The sequence below is a fragment of the Nocardia sp. NPDC050175 genome (assembly GCF_044459885.1).
GTDB lineage: Bacteria > Actinomycetota > Actinomycetes > Mycobacteriales > Mycobacteriaceae > Nocardia.
Genome location: NZ_JBITJI010000001.1, coordinates 445,918 through 461,042, shown reverse-complemented (window position 1 = coordinate 461,042; position 15,125 = coordinate 445,918). Strand labels below are relative to the sequence as shown.

Genomic DNA, 15,125 nt, shown 5'->3' with positions numbered 1-15,125 from the left:
GCCGCTGGGCTCGTTCGGCCTCGAGCTGGTGGGCTTTGGGCCTATTGTCCGTTAGACGGGTGCTTTGCTGGCCACGACTCGATGGTCGAGAGATCGAGAAGGTCGAGATTATGCAGCGAATTCTGCTTCTGAGCGGTGCCGATAATGGGCTCACTCGGCGTGCGGCCCTAGCGCTGCGCCGAGCTGGGCGGATGGTGCAGGTCGCGGTCGTGGCAAGTGGGCAGGATATGGAGGTCGCGGTCGCGGGCGGCACCTTCGATCTGGTCATCTGCCCGTTTCTGAAAGCCCGGATCCCGGAAGCCATCTATCGAAAATGGACCACCGTGATCATTCATCCCGGCCCGGTCGGTGATCGAGGCGCGCATTCGCTGGATTGGGCGATCAGTGACGCGGCACCGGTGTGGGGTGTGACCGCGATGTCGGCGGTCGAGGAGCTGGATGCCGGGCCGGTCTGGGCGGCAAGAACTTTCGATCTTCCGGCGGAGCGGAAGTCGGCGGTGTACAACACGGTTGTCGCCGACGCGGCGGTGGAATGCGTGCTGGAGACCGCGGACAGGGCGGCCGATTCGGCGTTCGAGCCGGTCGACCAAGCCTCGGTGAAACGGCAGGTAGCCGGTACCGGAGCCCGGCCGAGGATGCGGCAAGGCGATCGGGGATTCGATTGGGCCGCCGATCCGGAGCTGATTCTGCGGCGGATCCGCGCTGCGGATGGCTCGCCCGGGGTGTTGTCGATGATCATGGGCTGTGCCGTCTACCTCTATGACGTCCACCCCGGGCGGACAGGCAGCGTCGATGCCGAACCGGGCACGGTGATCGGTCGCCGCCACCATGGCGTCGAGATCAGTTGCGGGGCGGGGCACAGCGTCTGGATCGGGCATCTGCGCGTCGAACTCGGCGCCGGATGGTCGTGCAAAGCTCCTGCCGCTGCGGCGCTGGCGGCGGCGGGGCTGTCGTTGAATTCGGTCGCGCTCGACCGCAGCGACACGTTCTCCGACATTCGCTACGAGCGCACCGGACATGTCGGCACCGTGACATTCGACGCCTACAACGGAGCTATGACCGCGGATCTGTGCCGCCGGTTGCTGGCCGCCATCGATACGGCGGCTCGCCAAGATACCCGGGTACTGGTCATCCGGGGACGCGGGGGCGCGGTGTTCAGCAATGGCCTGCATATGGGCGCCATCGAGATCTCCGACGATCCACCGGCGACGGCGTGGCGCAATATCAAGGCGCTGAACGCGGTGTGCCGGGCGATCTTGTCGGCGACCTCGCAGGTCACCATCGGTGCGTTCACCGGATCCGCAGGGGCGGGTGGGGTGATGCTTTTGCTGGCGGCCGACGTGGTTGTCGCGACGAATCGCGCATTACTCGATCCGCATTACGCCACCATGGGACTCGGCGGATCCGAGCTGCATACCTATACCCTGCCGCGGCGAGTCGGCACCGAGACCGCGCAACGTTTGCTCACCGAATGCGGGCCGATCGACAGCATGGACGCTCGCGCGATAGGCCTGATCGACCAGATCTGTCCCGACGATGGATTCGACCGCACACTGGCCGACCTGGCTCACCATTACGCACAGCCCGATCAATGGCGTAAGACAACCGATCGCAAACGGGAACGACTCGCGCGCGATCTCACCCGAAAGCCACTCGACGCCTATGAACACGAAGAGCTGGGGGAGATGGCGCGCAACCTTTTCGACGACAGTCTCGGTTTTGCGGCCAAACGCTCGGTGTTCATGAACAAGCCCGCGCGCGGCAACGCTGACCGACAACCAAAGGTACTACCCCACAGTTGATCTCGCCGTGATACCGGCCGGGACGCGCCTAGTTCGCGGTCGTCGACCCGGTATCGAGCGCCGATCCGATAGCGGTCGCCCGGTCGTGCCAGACGGCTTTGGCGCCGCTGTCGCCGATGCGGTAGACCTCGACCACCGAGCCGATCGATACCGTGAGCGCTACGATCGCCACCGCAATGGCGGTGGTCTTGTTCGCGACGGTCTGCTTCGGCCGATCGGCGGGCCACCGCAGTCGGCCACGGATCTGCTCGTTGTGTATGGCCCACCACGTGGCCGACAGCAGAAACACCCCCGCCGACCAGTACAGCATTTGATCACCGAGATGAGCGTGGATTTGGATCAGGGGGTCGCGGGCGGTGTTGTGTTCCAGCCACTCACCGGCGTGCGTGGTCAGCGGCACGAAGACGAGCGTGACGAATGCCGCCATCGGAGTGATGACGCCGAGGCGTCGCCGCGCCGCGGGCCATAGGACTGAGAGCACCAGCAGGAGCGCCGTCAGTGGCACCAGCACCACGACAATGTGAACGAACAGGATGTGGGCAGGAAGCCCGTTGATCACAGTGGGTCCCACAACGGCACAACTCCTCGGTCACGATGCGTGGCAGTCGATCTCGCGCCGAGAGTATCGGCCGGTTCTTCGAAGATTCTGGGAACCGGCACCGCCCGATGCTCAGCGGCCTGCGGCATCAGGCAGGTGGATGGTGAAGGTCGCTCCCCGGCCGAGTGCGCCGTCGACGGAGATGTACCCGTCGTGCGCCTCGACGACCTCGCGGACCAGCGCTAGGCCGATCCCGTGTGCCCTGCTGCCCGCACTGTGCCCGTCACCGTGCGCGAATCGGCGGAACAGCTGTTCGGCGATCAGGGGGTCGAGTCCCGAGCCGGTGTCGGCGACCACGACGCGCGCCTCGGCCTCGGTCCGCGTGACGCTCAACGTGATTGTGCCCCCACGCTTTTCGTGGTTCAAGGCATTGTCGACGAGCGCGAAGACCGCACGTCGTAGCGCCGGGCGGATGCCGTTGACGACGACCGACCCGGACGCGGGATCGGCAATGACATCGACCGCGATATCGCGTGAATTCGCCTCTGTGACAACACTTTCGCGGACTTCTTGGCACAGCTGGATCAGATCGATACGCTCGCGGCGGCTTGGCTCGTGCCGTGCGGACGCGGTCAGCAGGAGGTCGTCGACGACATCGGTGAGCGCGCGGGTGTCCGCGACGAGCCCGCGCAGTTGGGTGCGCAAGGCCGCGTCGAGGTCGGTGCGCCGGGCCAGCATCTGGGCGCGGGTATGCAATACGGTCAGTGGTGCGCGCAGTTCGTGTGAGGCATCGGCGACGAAGTGGCGTTGCAACGCCAGCGCCTCGGCCAACGGCTGGATCGCGCGGCGCGAAAGCGCCACGGCCACACCGGCAGCCGCGGCCAGACCGGCACACTCGGCGGCCAGCAGGGCAAGCAGCAGTCGTTGCCTGCCCTCCTGCCAGGGTGTCAGATCCAGCAGTACCGCGATCTTCTTATCGGGTTGGTCGACCACGAGCACCCGGTAGTCCACCCCGCCGGCGTGCGCGTTTCGGTAGCCGGTCGGTTCGGTCGCCGCAGAGGCGGTCGGCGCCGGCGCGTGCGGGCTGACCGAGATACGGCCGTCCGGCTCGCCGATTGCGATCGCCATTCCCGGCGGCGGGTCGTCGACATCGTCGACGGTGGCGGCCACTTGCGAGAGTTGGTCATCGATCTGGCGGCTTTGGGCGTGTGCGTCGGCGCTGTAGAGCACCACGCCGACGAGGACCAGCACTGCGGCGAGCGTGAGCGCGGACTGCACGGCGGCGGCCCGCGCAGTGCGTCGCAGTACGGTCCGTTCGGTCGGAATCGCGGCGTGTTTGTCACGTCGGCGGGGCTTCATCGACGGCCGAGCTGATAGCCGACCCCGCGCACGGTGTCGATAACCTCACGACCGAGCTTGCGGCGCAGATAGTGCACGTAGGTGTCGACCGTGCCGACGGTGTCGGCCCGATCGAAGACCAGCTCGAGCAATTGCGGCCGGGTGAACACCTGCCGGGGTGACCGGGCCAGGATTGCGAGCAGCCCGCACTCGCGCTTGGACAGTGTCACCTCGTCGTGGCCGCCGCGCGGGTCGGTCACCGTGCGGTTGGCCAGAACCAGCACCCGCGCACCGATCGGAATCGACGCCGCCACAGCGAGATGCCGACGGTGCAGGGCCCGTACCCGCGCGAGGAATTCCGGGATCTCGAACGGTTTGACCAGATAGTCCTCGGCCCCGGCGTCGAGGCCTGCCACTCGATCGGCCACCGCGCTACGAGCCGTGAGAACCAGTACAGGGGTGGTGACAGCGCGTTCGCGGAGTACGCGCAGCAGGTCCAATCCCTCCAGCACCGGCAGTCCACGGTCGATGATCATCACCTCGAACTGCTCGGTCAACCCGTGGTGCAGCCCGCTTTGCCCATCCAAGGCCGTTTCGACCCGGTAGCCCTCTTCGGCCAGCAGCGTCGACACCATCTCGGCGAGTCGGCGGTCATCCTCGACCAGCAACACCCGAGGTCCGGCGACGTCGGTAGTGAGCATGCTGCCAGCGTCTCACCGATTTTCCCGGAACGTTTCTCTTGGCGAGCCCGTGGGGCGAATTCTCAGAGCGTTCCAAGAATAGGTGCGCACGATGGTGTCAAGCCGTCGATGAACATGAGGTGCGCCGTGGCGTTTTCGCAAGGCACGGGCTCGGCTGTCTTGCGCAAGGTGTGTCGATCGGTGCTTGAACCGATGGGCCACGAGCCGTCTGGCATGACCGGATCGGCTCTTGACCGTCACAATGATGATTGGCCGGTGCGGTCATTTCGAACCCAATGGTCGGATTCGACGTAGTAATAGATAGTGCAGTGCGGGAATCCGCGGCGGGAGGGTAGGAATGCCCAGAAACAGCCGACCGTTGCAGGTGGCCCTGTCGGAAATATGCGGCGGCGTCGCAGAGATTGTGGTTTTGTCTCCGCACTTCGACGACGCGGCGCTGGCGGTGGGTGGCCTTATCGCCGAAGGCGTCCGGTCCGGGATTCCGGTCGAGGTGGTGACCGTCTATACCGACGGGCCGCCGGTATCGGTCGAAGGCAAGCGTCGTCGCGCTTTCGCCGATTACGCCGTCCGCCGGGCCGAGGACGATCGCGCGTTGCTGGCGTGGGGTGTGTCCGGGCGACGGCTCGGCTTCCGGGAGCGTCTGTTCCGGGAACCACCGCCCAGGGGGCCGCTGCCGTTGTTTCGTTCTCCCGCCCTGCTGGAGGATCTGTCGTGCGTTGCGGAAATCGAGCAGGTGATCATCGAATTGCTCACTCGCCCAGGTAGTTTAGTGTTCGCGCCGCTCGGCATCGGTCATCACATCGACCATGTCACAGTCGCTGCCGCCGCGATGTGCGCCGCCGCCGCGGTGGCCGATGGCGACGAGCACGTGGCGTACTACGAGGATTTCAACGCACTCTCCGAATGCTGCCGTCGACGCCACCCGGTCGCGCGGAACGCTCGGTTCGGCTGGCGCGAGGCGCCCGGCTGGGCCCGGCCCGGCAGCGGAATCACCCTCGAAGCGATGTCGCTGCTCGTGCGCGGGCCCGCCGCGGACGAACTCGTCGAGCGGTCGGGCCGAACCGGCGCGGCGCGTTGGCGCGCCGTCGCCGTCGCGCTGACCAAGGAGGTAGAGGACATCAAGATCGACGCGGTTCGTCAGTATCGGTCGCAGACCGCGGTGCTCGGCGGGGAGCGCGCCATTGTTTCGATGATCCGTCGTAGCCACCGGCGCCGCGGCGGTGAACTGATCTGGCGTCGGAATTCGTCTGTCGGGCAGCGCACCTCGTGACAGGCTGGCCGCGCCTACTCACCGCAGTGATGTTCGGTGCGGCATTTGTCGCGGCATCGGCCGGATTCGGCCACTCCGGGCCGTTCGAAGCGCGGATCGCGCGGGTCCAGGCCGTCACCGACCGGTGGCTACAGGTGTACGTCGATTCGCCGGCGATGGGTCGCGAACTGCAGGTGGACGTGCTGCTCCCCGCAGATCGAACGCGGCCGCATCCCACGGTGTATCTGCTCGAGGGCGGCGACAACCTCAGGCCAGGCGAAAACGATTGGACCGCACAGGGCGGTGCCGTCGAATTCTTCGCCGACAAGGATGTCACCGTTGTCCTGCCCGTGGGCGGCGCGGGCAGCTTCTACACCGACTGGCACAACGACGACCCGGTGCATGGACGCCAGAAATGGGAAACGCTGCTCACGCGCGAATTGCCACCACTGCTGGACGAAGCCTTCGGCGGCAACGGTGCCAACGCGATCGTCGGGCCGTCGATGGGCGCACACGCCGCGCTGGCGCTGGCCGAGCGCTCCGGTCCGTTGTACCGCGCGGTGGGCGCCTTCAGTGGCTGCTACCAAACGAGCGACCAGTTGGGCCAGACCGCGACGCGCTATATCGTCGAGTCCAAGCGCGGCGATGCCGAGAACATGTGGGGACCGCCCGACGATGCGGACTGGGTGGCGCATGACGTCGTGGTGCATGCGCCCGCGCTCCGCGGCAAGACGGTGTATCTGTCGGCGGGCTCGGGCCTTTCGGGCCCGCACGAAACCCTCGATACCCCGAACCTGCCGGATGTCGCCATCAATGGTGGACTTCTCGAAGCAGTGACCGCTCAGTGCACGCGGACGCTGCAAGCCCGCCTGCGAGAGGCCGGAATCGTGGCCACCTACGACTACACCCCGCAGGGCACCCACAGTTGGCCGTACTGGGTAGACCAGCTCGCAGCAAGCTGGCCGACCGTGTGGGGCGCGCTGGCGCCACCTCGCTAGCCAACTCAGTCATCGGACGAAAGAGTAAGTGTGCGTGTACTATTCGTCGCCACCCCGCTGATCGGTCACGCGTTTCCCATGATGCCGCTCGCGCTGCATCTGCAATCGACCGGCCACGAGGTGCTGTTGGCTACCGGCGGTGACGCCGCCACCGTGTTGCGGACGGAACTCGCCGTCGAGTCGGTGGCACCCGCGGTGAATCTGGCTCGGTCGTCGGTGCGCGCCTACCTTGTGCATCCGCATGCCGCACTGCGTTCATTGTCGGGCATGGCCGACGCCCGCGCGGGCGCTCGATTGTTCGCCCACATCAACCGCCCGATGAGTGCCGCGCTGATCGCGCTCGCCCGCCGCTACCGGCCGGACCTGGTGATCCACGAACCCTTCGCCGCCTCGGGCGCCATCGCCGCCGCCGCGGTCGGCGCGCCGACGGTGCTGCACAACATCGCGCTCGACCGTGGCGAGGACATCGTGCGTGAAACTCTGAAAGCGCTGAGCGCCAACGTAGGTGGGCATGCCGCAGTACTGTCGGTCGCGCCGCCGAGTTTGGTGGCGGTACCCGGATGGCCGATGCGCTACGTGCCGTACTCCCTGCCCGCACCGGACCCCGTGGACTGGTTGTACACCAGGCCGACCCGTCCGCGTATCCTCGTCACCCGCAGCACCATGCTGGGTGACGGGCCCGACGCGATGTTGACGTCGCTGATCCGCGCGGCACCGCGGGTCGATGCCGAATTCGTCGTCGTCCGGCCCAATCGCCCACTCGAACGTGCTCGCCGGCTGCCTGACAACGTACGCACCGTCGGCTGGACAGTCCTGAGCGATGTGCTCCCGTACTGTTCCGGCATGCTCAATCACGGTGGCGCAGGCTCCATCTACGCGGCTCTTGTCGCTGGCATCCCGCAGATCGCGACTCCCGCTCCCGGCGATCGAACATGGAACGCGACTCTGCTGGCCACGAGCCGCACCGGACTCGCGATCCCCGCCAAGCGCATCACCCACCAGCACCTGACCACCCTCGTCACCGATACCACCCTCACCGCCAACGCAAAGCTCGTCGCCGCCGAAATCGCGGCGATGCCAACCCCCGCTGCGATCGCCACCCGGCTGCCAGGTCTCCTCGGACACTGACGACCACCTGCGGGATGTCCTCGGGGATGAGGAGATTCGCGGATATGTCAGCTCAGCGCAGCCCTGTAGTTCGTGGCGCCGACTTGTCCGTATTGTCGATTCCTGTTTGACTGCGGCGGGCGAGTGGCGTTTGCGCTAGCCGGATCAGCCGAGGATTTCGAGCACGATGAAGTCGACCGCAGAACTGTCACTATTGTCCGGCGCATTGCCGTGGACGCTATCCGTACTCGGTTTCGCTGGAGCGTGGTGGCTACTCGGTGGCGGCGGCCGATCTCTCGGTCGCGCCGGGGTGCGGGCGTCCTGGCTGGCGATGTCGGCGGCGCTGGCGGTGTATGTCGTGGTGGAGCGTTGGTGGCGCCCGTTTCCGGACGCGATGCCGAGACCGGTCTACCTGTGGTTCGGGCTCGCGGTGTGGGCGATCGCCTTGTTGCCGAGGCGGATCCGGGACGCACGCTTATGGGTGGCAAAGACGTTGTCGGTCGTCGCGGCGGCCGCGCTGGTGGTGGCGTCGGCCGTTCAGGTCAATCTCGTATTCGCCGCGTATCCCACCGTCGAGGACGCGCTCGGATTGGGCGCGGACAATCGCATCAGTTTCACGGCCGTACCTTCCGGACAGGCAGCGCCGGTAACGGGGTGGCCGTTGGATTCGGTGTGGTTTCCGCCGGCCGGTCTGCCGGCCAATGGTCGAGTGTTGCGCGCCGTAGTGCCGGGCGCGGTCTCCCGATTCATCGCGCGGCCTGCCGAGATATACCTACCCCCAGCATATTTCGGCACGCCACGGCCGTTGCTTCCGGTGCTGGTCCTGCTGTCCGGACAGCCTGGCAGCCCGATCGACTGGTTCAACGGTGGCCGCCTGAGCCAAACGATGGATGCCTATGCCGCGACGCACGGCGGTCTCGCGCCCGTCGTCGTCGTGGCCGACGCGACGGGCGGTACCTGGAGCAACCCGCTGTGCCTGGACTCCCGACTCGGCAATGTCGCCACCTACCTGGCCGTCGATCTACGAACCTGGGTAATCGGGAAGCTCCAGGTGGACCCTGATCCACGGCGATGGGCGATCGGCGGAATATCGTACGGCGGAACCTGTGCCCTGCAGATGGCCACCAATTATCCCGGCGCCTACCCGACATTCCTCGGATTGTCCGGCGATGCGGAACCCACGCTCGGCGATCGCCACCAAACGGTCAAAGCCGCTTTCGGCGCCGATATCGCCGCCTTCGACCGAGTCACTCCGATCCAGCTGCTCCGCACTCGCCGATACCCGGATTCGGCCGGCGTATTGATCACCGGTGCCGGGGACAACGCGGCCCGATCGGCACAGGCCACGGTCGCCGCGGCGGCTGCTGCGGCGGGCATGCAGATTCGCGCCCGAGAGCTACCCGGCGAACACAGTTGGGCCGTGTGGTCGGCGGGGTTGCGGACCGAAATGGATTGGCTCGCCGCGCGGATGGGAGTTTCTTCGTAACTCGGCCGTTCCGATGGCGTCCATGCTGGATGTTTCGTCGGCAGGAGCTATTGGCGCAGGCCGAATGGGCGAATAGTCATGTGACATAGATCACAATCGAGAAGATGGTTGCCGAGCCGGACAATCCGCGAGCTCACTCGACGCGACTACTACTCGACATCATCGACGCAAGGGGAGAGGACTCGGCAGTGGACATCGATACCCCGCGCACGCTGGAAACCGAACCGGTAGCGCGTATTCGGGCAATCATCGGACGCCAGTATCGAGTGGACGACTATTACGAGGTCGGCCGCGAGAAGATCCGTGAATACGCCCGCGCAGTGCAGGATCAGCACCCGGTCCACCGGGACGTGGCTACCGCGGTCGACTTCGGCTACCCGGACCTGGTTGCGCCATCTGCCTTCATCTGCCTGCTCGGCGGTACCGTGCAGAAGATCTTGACCGACGTCCTCGACGGCTACAACCTGACCACGGCGATCCAAACCGATCAGACGATCGACTTCGCCCGTCCCATCGTCGCCGGTGATCGACTGACCAGTAACCTCTCGCTGCAGTCGTTCCGGCAAGCCTTCGGCGGCGATCTCATGGTGGTGCGCAATACGGTCACCGATCAGCACGGTGTGCGGATTCTGGTCGCGGACACCGGCCTCGTCGCCCGCTCGGCCCCCACCGAACGCGACCGCGCCATCGCCGGTGCTTTGACCGCGTTGGTGCGTGGTGATGTCGTCTCGGCCGCCGGGCCGATGAGTACCTACACCCCGATCAGCGAAATGTGCTGGGTACGAGCGGAACCGCATCGAAGCCAGCACACACTCCCGCTCGCCGCAGCGCAGGTCGGCACGGAACTGCCGCCCCGCTACGTCGATGTCTCCCTCGGTGATCTGGTCAACTACGCAGGCGTTTCCGGTGATCCGAATCCGATCCACTGGCACGCGGACGCCGCCAGGATGGTCGGGCTCGAGCATGGCGTCATCGCACACGGCATGCTCTCCATGGCCTTCGGCGCCGGATTCGTCACCTCATGGCTCGGTGATCCCGGCGCGATCCGGCACTACAGTGTCCGGATGACCAGCCCGGTCCGGCTGGTGGACAACGCCACGGCCCGCATCGAATTCCGTGGCCGGATCAAGTCGGTCGACGCCGAGTCACGTACCGCCGTAGTCGCACTCACCGCGTCGCAGGGCGGATCCAAGATCTTCGGCCGGGCCACCGCGACAGTCCAACTGTGCTGACCGCGCGATCGGGTATCACGGTAAGCCGAAGGCCAGCAACACATTTCCCGGCATGCCGGTGGTAATCGGATGTGCGTAACCGGAATTCGTGTACAGCATGCCGTTCGCGACGACAGCACCGTTGCCGTTGAGGCCGCCGCCGATTCCCGGCACGCCGTTCACGGTGTGGAATAGCCGGTGGGTGTTGTACTCCCAGAGGATGGCGCCGGTATCGGCGGAGAAGACCCGCATCTTCCCGTCCAGGCTGCCCTCATAGACCAGGCCGGGTGACGAGGAGACCGCATTGGGCATGGACTCCTGGCACAGCGGGTCCATCGGCACGGGCGGCAGATCGATCAGGCAGCCATCGGCCGGATTGGGTGTGCGCCACAGGAGGTGACCGTCGCCGGGGTCCAGCGCGAACAGGGTGCCGGGGATCGCCCCATAGGTCGCCACATACAGTCGATTGCCGTCATAGCTTGCACCCCACTGGATTCCGGCCAGCGACTCGGCGCCTTCGATGGGCAGCGGCGAGGTCGGAACCGACAGTTGGGTCTGCCAGACAATGGAGCCGTCGGCGGCGTCGAGCAGATGGTAGATGCCGGTCTTCTGGCCCGCGCCGACGACCTTGCGGCCACCGATCTCGAAGACGTTGGCGTGGGCGCCGAAATCGAAATCACGTCCGGGGATGGGGCAGGCCCCGCCTGCCGGTGGGATGACGCAGCGCACGTTCCAGGTGTCGTTGGGAGTCAGTGAGTTCACCCAGCGACGCGTGCCGGTGTCGACATCGATCGCGCCGATCGATTCCAGATCGTCGGGCGTGCCCGTGTAGGGGTTGCCGGAGGTGTAATACAGGGTGCGAGTTGCCGGGTCGATGGTCGGTGACGACCAGACCGCCCCGCCGCTGGGACTCAGCGACGGACCAGGGGGACCTGTTCGCGTCGTCGGCTGCGCCAGCGTCGAGTACTTCCACTGCACCGCGCCGCTCGCCGCGTCGACCGAAACCACGCTGCCGCGGAAGGAGCAGCACGGGTAGAGCGGATCGAGCAGGCCGCCGCCCTCCTCCTGACTCGACACACCGAGGTAGACGTGGTTCTCGAAGACCAACGGCGAACTGGTGATGATCGAGAGGGGATGGTTGTCCAGGCGGGTATGCCACAGCTCATGGCCGGTGCCGGCGTCGACGGCCCAGAGGTTGGCCGCGTTGTCGCCGAAGTAGACCCGCCCGCCTGCCACCGCCGGTCCGTCCCGCAGCCCGTAAGCCGGAATGTGTTCGAGCGCCGTACCGGTGTCGAAGACCCATCTGGTGGCGCCGGTCCGGGCGTCGAGCGCATACATCTTTCCGTCGCGTCCGCCGGAATAGAGGACGCCGTCGACTACCGCGGGCTGACTGGACTGCGCTACGGCGTTAGGGAAGGCGAACGCCCACTTCAGCTGCAGTGACCCTACATTGGCGGGGGTGAGCGCGGTTTCGTTCGGGTTGTACCGCGATCCCTTGGCATCGAATTGCCACATCGGCCAATCCGCGTTCGGGGCCGGATCCGCAGTGGTGATACCGGTCGACAGCAGCAGTATCGCGACCGCCAGCATCGGCATGCGTAAGGACCGGAGGAAGGTGTTCCCGTTCATGGTGGAGGTAGCTTCGCACCGTCAGCGCCTGCCCGTGGCAATGTAAACGTGCAGTGCCAAAGTGTGATTCAAGCGATATCTGCACCGACGGTCGGGCTTCACCTCATGGGATCTGGGTAGCGGAAGTGGCGTTCGAACGCTTCCTCGCACGCCGCGATTGCCTGGTTGAGCCGTTCTTGTGGGGGGCCGGTCAGGCGGATCCAGGCGACGCCGCGCTCGTTGAGCCTGCGTTCGAAGAGGTCGGTCATCCATTCGCGTAGCTGCTCGCCGTCGCGCCAGCCGTCCTGTTCGAACGGCACATCGTGGTGGTCGGTCAGCAGGTAGAGCGCGGGTTTGCGATGTCCCACCGCCTCGGCGACGGCGGGGTGGGGGTAGCTCAGGTAGCGTTCGCACCAGACGGTCGCGGCCCAGGGGTCGTTGTCGCACATTAGGATTGGACCGGCGCCGGCCTCTTCGTCCTCGGCGCGAGCTTGTCGCGTGGCGATGTCCACGAAGTCGCCGACTGTCCACACCAGATCCTCGAGGCCGACTCGCTCGCCGAACGATTGTGCGGCACAGAGCTTCTCCTCGGTGTGTAAGCGGCCGTGCTCGGGGACCCACGGCGCACGGTAATGTGCGGCAAGGGCTTTCGACAGTGTGGTGGTCCCGGTGGATTCCGCGCCGACGACGACAATCCGGGCCGCCAGGCCTGCGCGGGTCACCGGCGCCAAATCCGGCCAGTGTTCTCGTGCGTCGGCGCGGATCGCGGTGCCGGAGATGGGATGTGAGACGCGGCCCAGGTCGACGAGAACATGCTGTGCGCCAAGGCGTTTGGCCAGTTCGTCGCCATACTCCTCGGACGTGAACACGGCATCCACCGCGGCGGCCGAAGGATCGGCGTCGCGGATCGCGCGTCGGCACAGTACCGCCCGGAAGATGGCGACGTGCGCCGCCCAGATCGCGTCGTCGGCATAGTCGATGGGATGGTCGTCGACATCGCCGAGCACGACAACGCCTGCGTCGTCGCGGTGTTCGGCGGCCATCCAGGAGACCCTGTCGCGCAAGGGAATCGACTCGACACTGGACGCGAGCACCGCGACCGTGGTCCGTTCGCTCGCTGCTGCGGCGGCGCGGACCAGGTAATGATGCCCGGCATGCGGCGGATAGAATTTGCCGACAACGAGAGCGTGCCGGAACTGTTTCACGCCGCCACCCGCGCCCGCGTCCGTAGGTCTGCACGCCAGTTGCGCAATCCGAGCACACACAGCGCGAGGAATATGCCGTAGAGGATCGCGGTGAGCCACAACTCTTTGTAGGCGTAGAGCGGAATGTAGATGACGTCCGCCGTGATCCACAGCCACCAGGACTCCAGCTTCTTGCGCGCCTGCCCCCAGGTCGCGAGCAAGGACAAGACGGTCGTGACGGCGTCCGAGAACGGCACCGTGGAATCTGTCCAGGTGACCAGGACCCAGGTCAGCAACACGGTCGCGGCGACGCCCGCGCCGAACAACGCCGACCATTGCCGCCGGGTTGTCCGGCCGACCGGAAGCGTCGTATGCGCCCGGCCGCCGCGCAGCCACGACCACCAGCCGTACACCGCCAACGTTACGTACACGACCTGCAACCAGCCGTCCGCGTACAGCCCGCTGGCGAAGAACAGCGCGAGGAACGCGAGGTTGTTCAGGATCCCGATCGGCCAATTCCAGACGTTCTGCTGGGCCACCAGCCAGACGCAGAGTGCGCCGGTGACGAAGCTGATGATCTCGCCCCAGCTCGTGGCGGCCCCGGCCAGCGTGATCGCCGGCGTGTGGAACGGGACCAGAATGGTGTCCAACAGTGACATGGCCCGATTTTGTCAGATAGACCAGAACTGGAAACGAGCAGCGGTGAACCTAGGGGGAGCGAACATCGTTCATCTGTATTGAACGCCCTGAGACCGATAACTGAGTGATGTCTGGCGCGGCCCGATGGTCGTCAGTCTCGGTCGCGTGACAGGGAATTCAGGGGATGGCATGGTCATAATTGCTCCAGACATGGACAGGTTGGCCCGCGACCTACGCGGGCTGGTGGCGCACGCGGTAGGACCGGACGATCTAGGTGCGGCAATTGCCGAGACGTTGCGTTCCTGCGTGGCTTTCGACGCGGTTCGGCTGGTAGCCACCAATCCGGCGGCAGAACTAGGGCTCGGCTCGTTCAGCTGCTGGCATCGCTATGATTCCGGACTGCTCTCGGCGCTCGTTCTCGACCGATATCTGGGCGGTGATCCCTGTCGGCCCGAGGACTTGAACCGGCTATCGGTGCCGGCGGCCGTGGTCGGCGTCGACGGCGAGCACGGGGCCCGCGGGCGCCGCACGGCACGACTGCTGTCCGACAATGGCGCGAGCGGTGAACTGCGTGCGCTGTTACGGGATCGCCGGGGAGTGTGGGGGTTTCTCGGACTGTTACGAGCCGAGGACGCCCGGCCGTTCGACCGCGCGGATCTGAACCGAGTCGCCGAGCTCGGACCTGCGTGCAACGCGGCCATCCGTGAATTCGCGCGGGGTCGGCCGTTGCCGATCGCGCCCGTTCCGATCGCGCCCGGGATCATTACGGTCGGATCCGACCATGCCGTCAAGGGGATCAGCGACGAGGCGCATTACTGGCTCGAGCAGCTCTGGACGCCGGGCCGCAGCGGTGCGGCCGAGTGGGTGGTAGCGCCGTTTGCTCCCGAAGTATATTGCCGGGCAAGGGAATTAATGCGCCAGGGCATCGCTCCGAAGCCGCTGATCTGTGCTTCGGCGGCCGGTTCCGGCCGCTGGATCGCGATTCACGGCCGGGCGCTGGCCGGTGATGACGGCGAGGTCGCCATCGTCATTCAGGCCGCCCGAGGCGATCTGCTGTTGCCGTCGTTCTGCCACTGGCATGAGCTCACTGCTCGCCAGCGAGCCATTCTCGAACAGCTCTGCACCGGGGATCCGCCGCGAACTATCGCCAAGACCCTTGCGGTGTCCACACATACGGTCAACGCCCATCTAAAAGCCGTGTACCACAAGACCGGAGCCGACGGCCGTGATGAGCTCATGGCCGCCTTGGCTTGCTGAAGATACC

General features: G+C 66.1%; 13 protein-coding genes. 7 read left to right on the top strand and 6 right to left on the bottom strand.

Annotation, left to right across the window (positions count from 1 at the left end):
• Nucleotides 1–110: 110 nt before the first annotated feature.
• Nucleotides 111–1,802: an enoyl-CoA hydratase-related protein gene (locus tag ACIBK2_RS01940; protein ID WP_396962587.1), complete on the top strand. Its 1,692-nt coding sequence runs from the start codon at nt 111–113 to the stop codon at nt 1,800–1,802.
• A gap of 28 nt (nt 1,803–1,830) precedes the next feature.
• On the opposite strand, the gene ACIBK2_RS01935 is transcribed toward ACIBK2_RS01940, so the two are convergent.
• From ACIBK2_RS01935 to ACIBK2_RS01925, 3 genes are all read right to left on the bottom strand, one after another.
• Nucleotides 1,831–2,373, bottom strand: coding sequence for a DUF2231 domain-containing protein (locus ACIBK2_RS01935; protein WP_396962585.1), 543 nt, complete (start codon nt 2,371–2,373; stop codon nt 1,831–1,833).
• Nucleotides 2,374–2,472: 99 nt separating this feature from the next.
• Nucleotides 2,473–3,699: a sensor histidine kinase gene (locus tag ACIBK2_RS01930; RefSeq protein WP_396962583.1), complete on the bottom strand. Its 1,227-nt coding sequence runs from the start codon at nt 3,697–3,699 to the stop codon at nt 2,473–2,475.
• Nucleotides 3,696–4,379, bottom strand: coding sequence for a response regulator transcription factor (locus ACIBK2_RS01925; protein WP_396962581.1), 684 nt, complete (start codon nt 4,377–4,379; stop codon nt 3,696–3,698). The genes ACIBK2_RS01930 and ACIBK2_RS01925 overlap by 4 nt, the downstream gene beginning before the upstream one ends.
• A 409-nt stretch (nt 4,380–4,788) precedes the next feature.
• On the opposite strand from ACIBK2_RS01925, the gene ACIBK2_RS01920 reads away from it, so the two are divergent.
• The 5 genes from ACIBK2_RS01920 (at nt 4,789) to ACIBK2_RS01900 (ending at nt 10,451) form a co-directional block, all read left to right on the top strand.
• A complete protein-coding gene (locus tag ACIBK2_RS01920; protein WP_396962579.1) occupies nt 4,789–5,649 on the top strand; it encodes a PIG-L deacetylase family protein in 861 nt (286 codons plus the stop codon).
• Nucleotides 5,646–6,626: an alpha/beta hydrolase gene (locus ACIBK2_RS01915; protein ID WP_396962577.1), complete on the top strand. Its 981-nt coding sequence runs from the start codon at nt 5,646–5,648 to the stop codon at nt 6,624–6,626. The genes ACIBK2_RS01920 and ACIBK2_RS01915 overlap by 4 nt, the downstream gene beginning before the upstream one ends.
• Nucleotides 6,627–6,656: 30 nt before the next feature.
• Nucleotides 6,657–7,754 carry a nucleotide disphospho-sugar-binding domain-containing protein gene (locus tag ACIBK2_RS01910; RefSeq protein ID WP_396962575.1) on the top strand — a complete coding sequence of 366 codons (1,098 nt, stop codon included), beginning with the start codon at nt 6,657–6,659 and terminating at the stop codon, nt 7,752–7,754.
• 166 nt (nt 7,755–7,920) lie between these two features.
• Complete coding sequence (locus ACIBK2_RS01905; RefSeq protein ID WP_396962573.1) at nt 7,921–9,219, top strand: alpha/beta hydrolase; 1,299 nt, start codon at nt 7,921–7,923, stop codon at nt 9,217–9,219.
• Nucleotides 9,220–9,323: 104 nt separating this feature from the next.
• Nucleotides 9,324–10,451 carry a fused (3R)-hydroxyacyl-ACP dehydratase subunits HadA/HadB gene (locus ACIBK2_RS01900; protein ID WP_396962571.1) on the top strand — a complete coding sequence of 376 codons (1,128 nt, stop codon included), beginning with the start codon at nt 9,324–9,326 and terminating at the stop codon, nt 10,449–10,451.
• A 15-nt stretch (nt 10,452–10,466) separates the two neighbouring features.
• On the opposite strand, the gene ACIBK2_RS01895 is transcribed toward ACIBK2_RS01900, so the two are convergent.
• The 3 genes from ACIBK2_RS01895 to pnuC form a co-directional block, all read right to left on the bottom strand.
• Nucleotides 10,467–12,059, bottom strand: coding sequence for a PQQ-binding-like beta-propeller repeat protein (locus ACIBK2_RS01895; protein WP_396962569.1), 1,593 nt, complete (start codon nt 12,057–12,059; stop codon nt 10,467–10,469).
• Nucleotides 12,060–12,157: 98 nt separating this feature from the next.
• Complete coding sequence (locus ACIBK2_RS01890; RefSeq protein WP_396962567.1) at nt 12,158–13,243, bottom strand: AAA family ATPase; 1,086 nt, start codon at nt 13,241–13,243, stop codon at nt 12,158–12,160.
• Nucleotides 13,240–13,881 (bottom strand): nicotinamide riboside transporter PnuC, encoded by a 642-nt coding sequence (gene pnuC, locus ACIBK2_RS01885; RefSeq protein ID WP_396962565.1) that lies wholly within the window; start codon nt 13,879–13,881, stop codon nt 13,240–13,242. Before pnuC ends, ACIBK2_RS01890 begins: the two co-directional genes overlap by 4 nt.
• Nucleotides 13,882–14,071: 190 nt before the next feature.
• Between pnuC and ACIBK2_RS01880 the strand changes: the two genes are divergently transcribed.
• Nucleotides 14,072–15,118: a helix-turn-helix transcriptional regulator gene (locus tag ACIBK2_RS01880; protein WP_396962563.1), complete on the top strand. Its 1,047-nt coding sequence runs from the start codon at nt 14,072–14,074 to the stop codon at nt 15,116–15,118.
• The last annotated feature ends 7 nt before the right edge of the window (nt 15,119–15,125 follow it).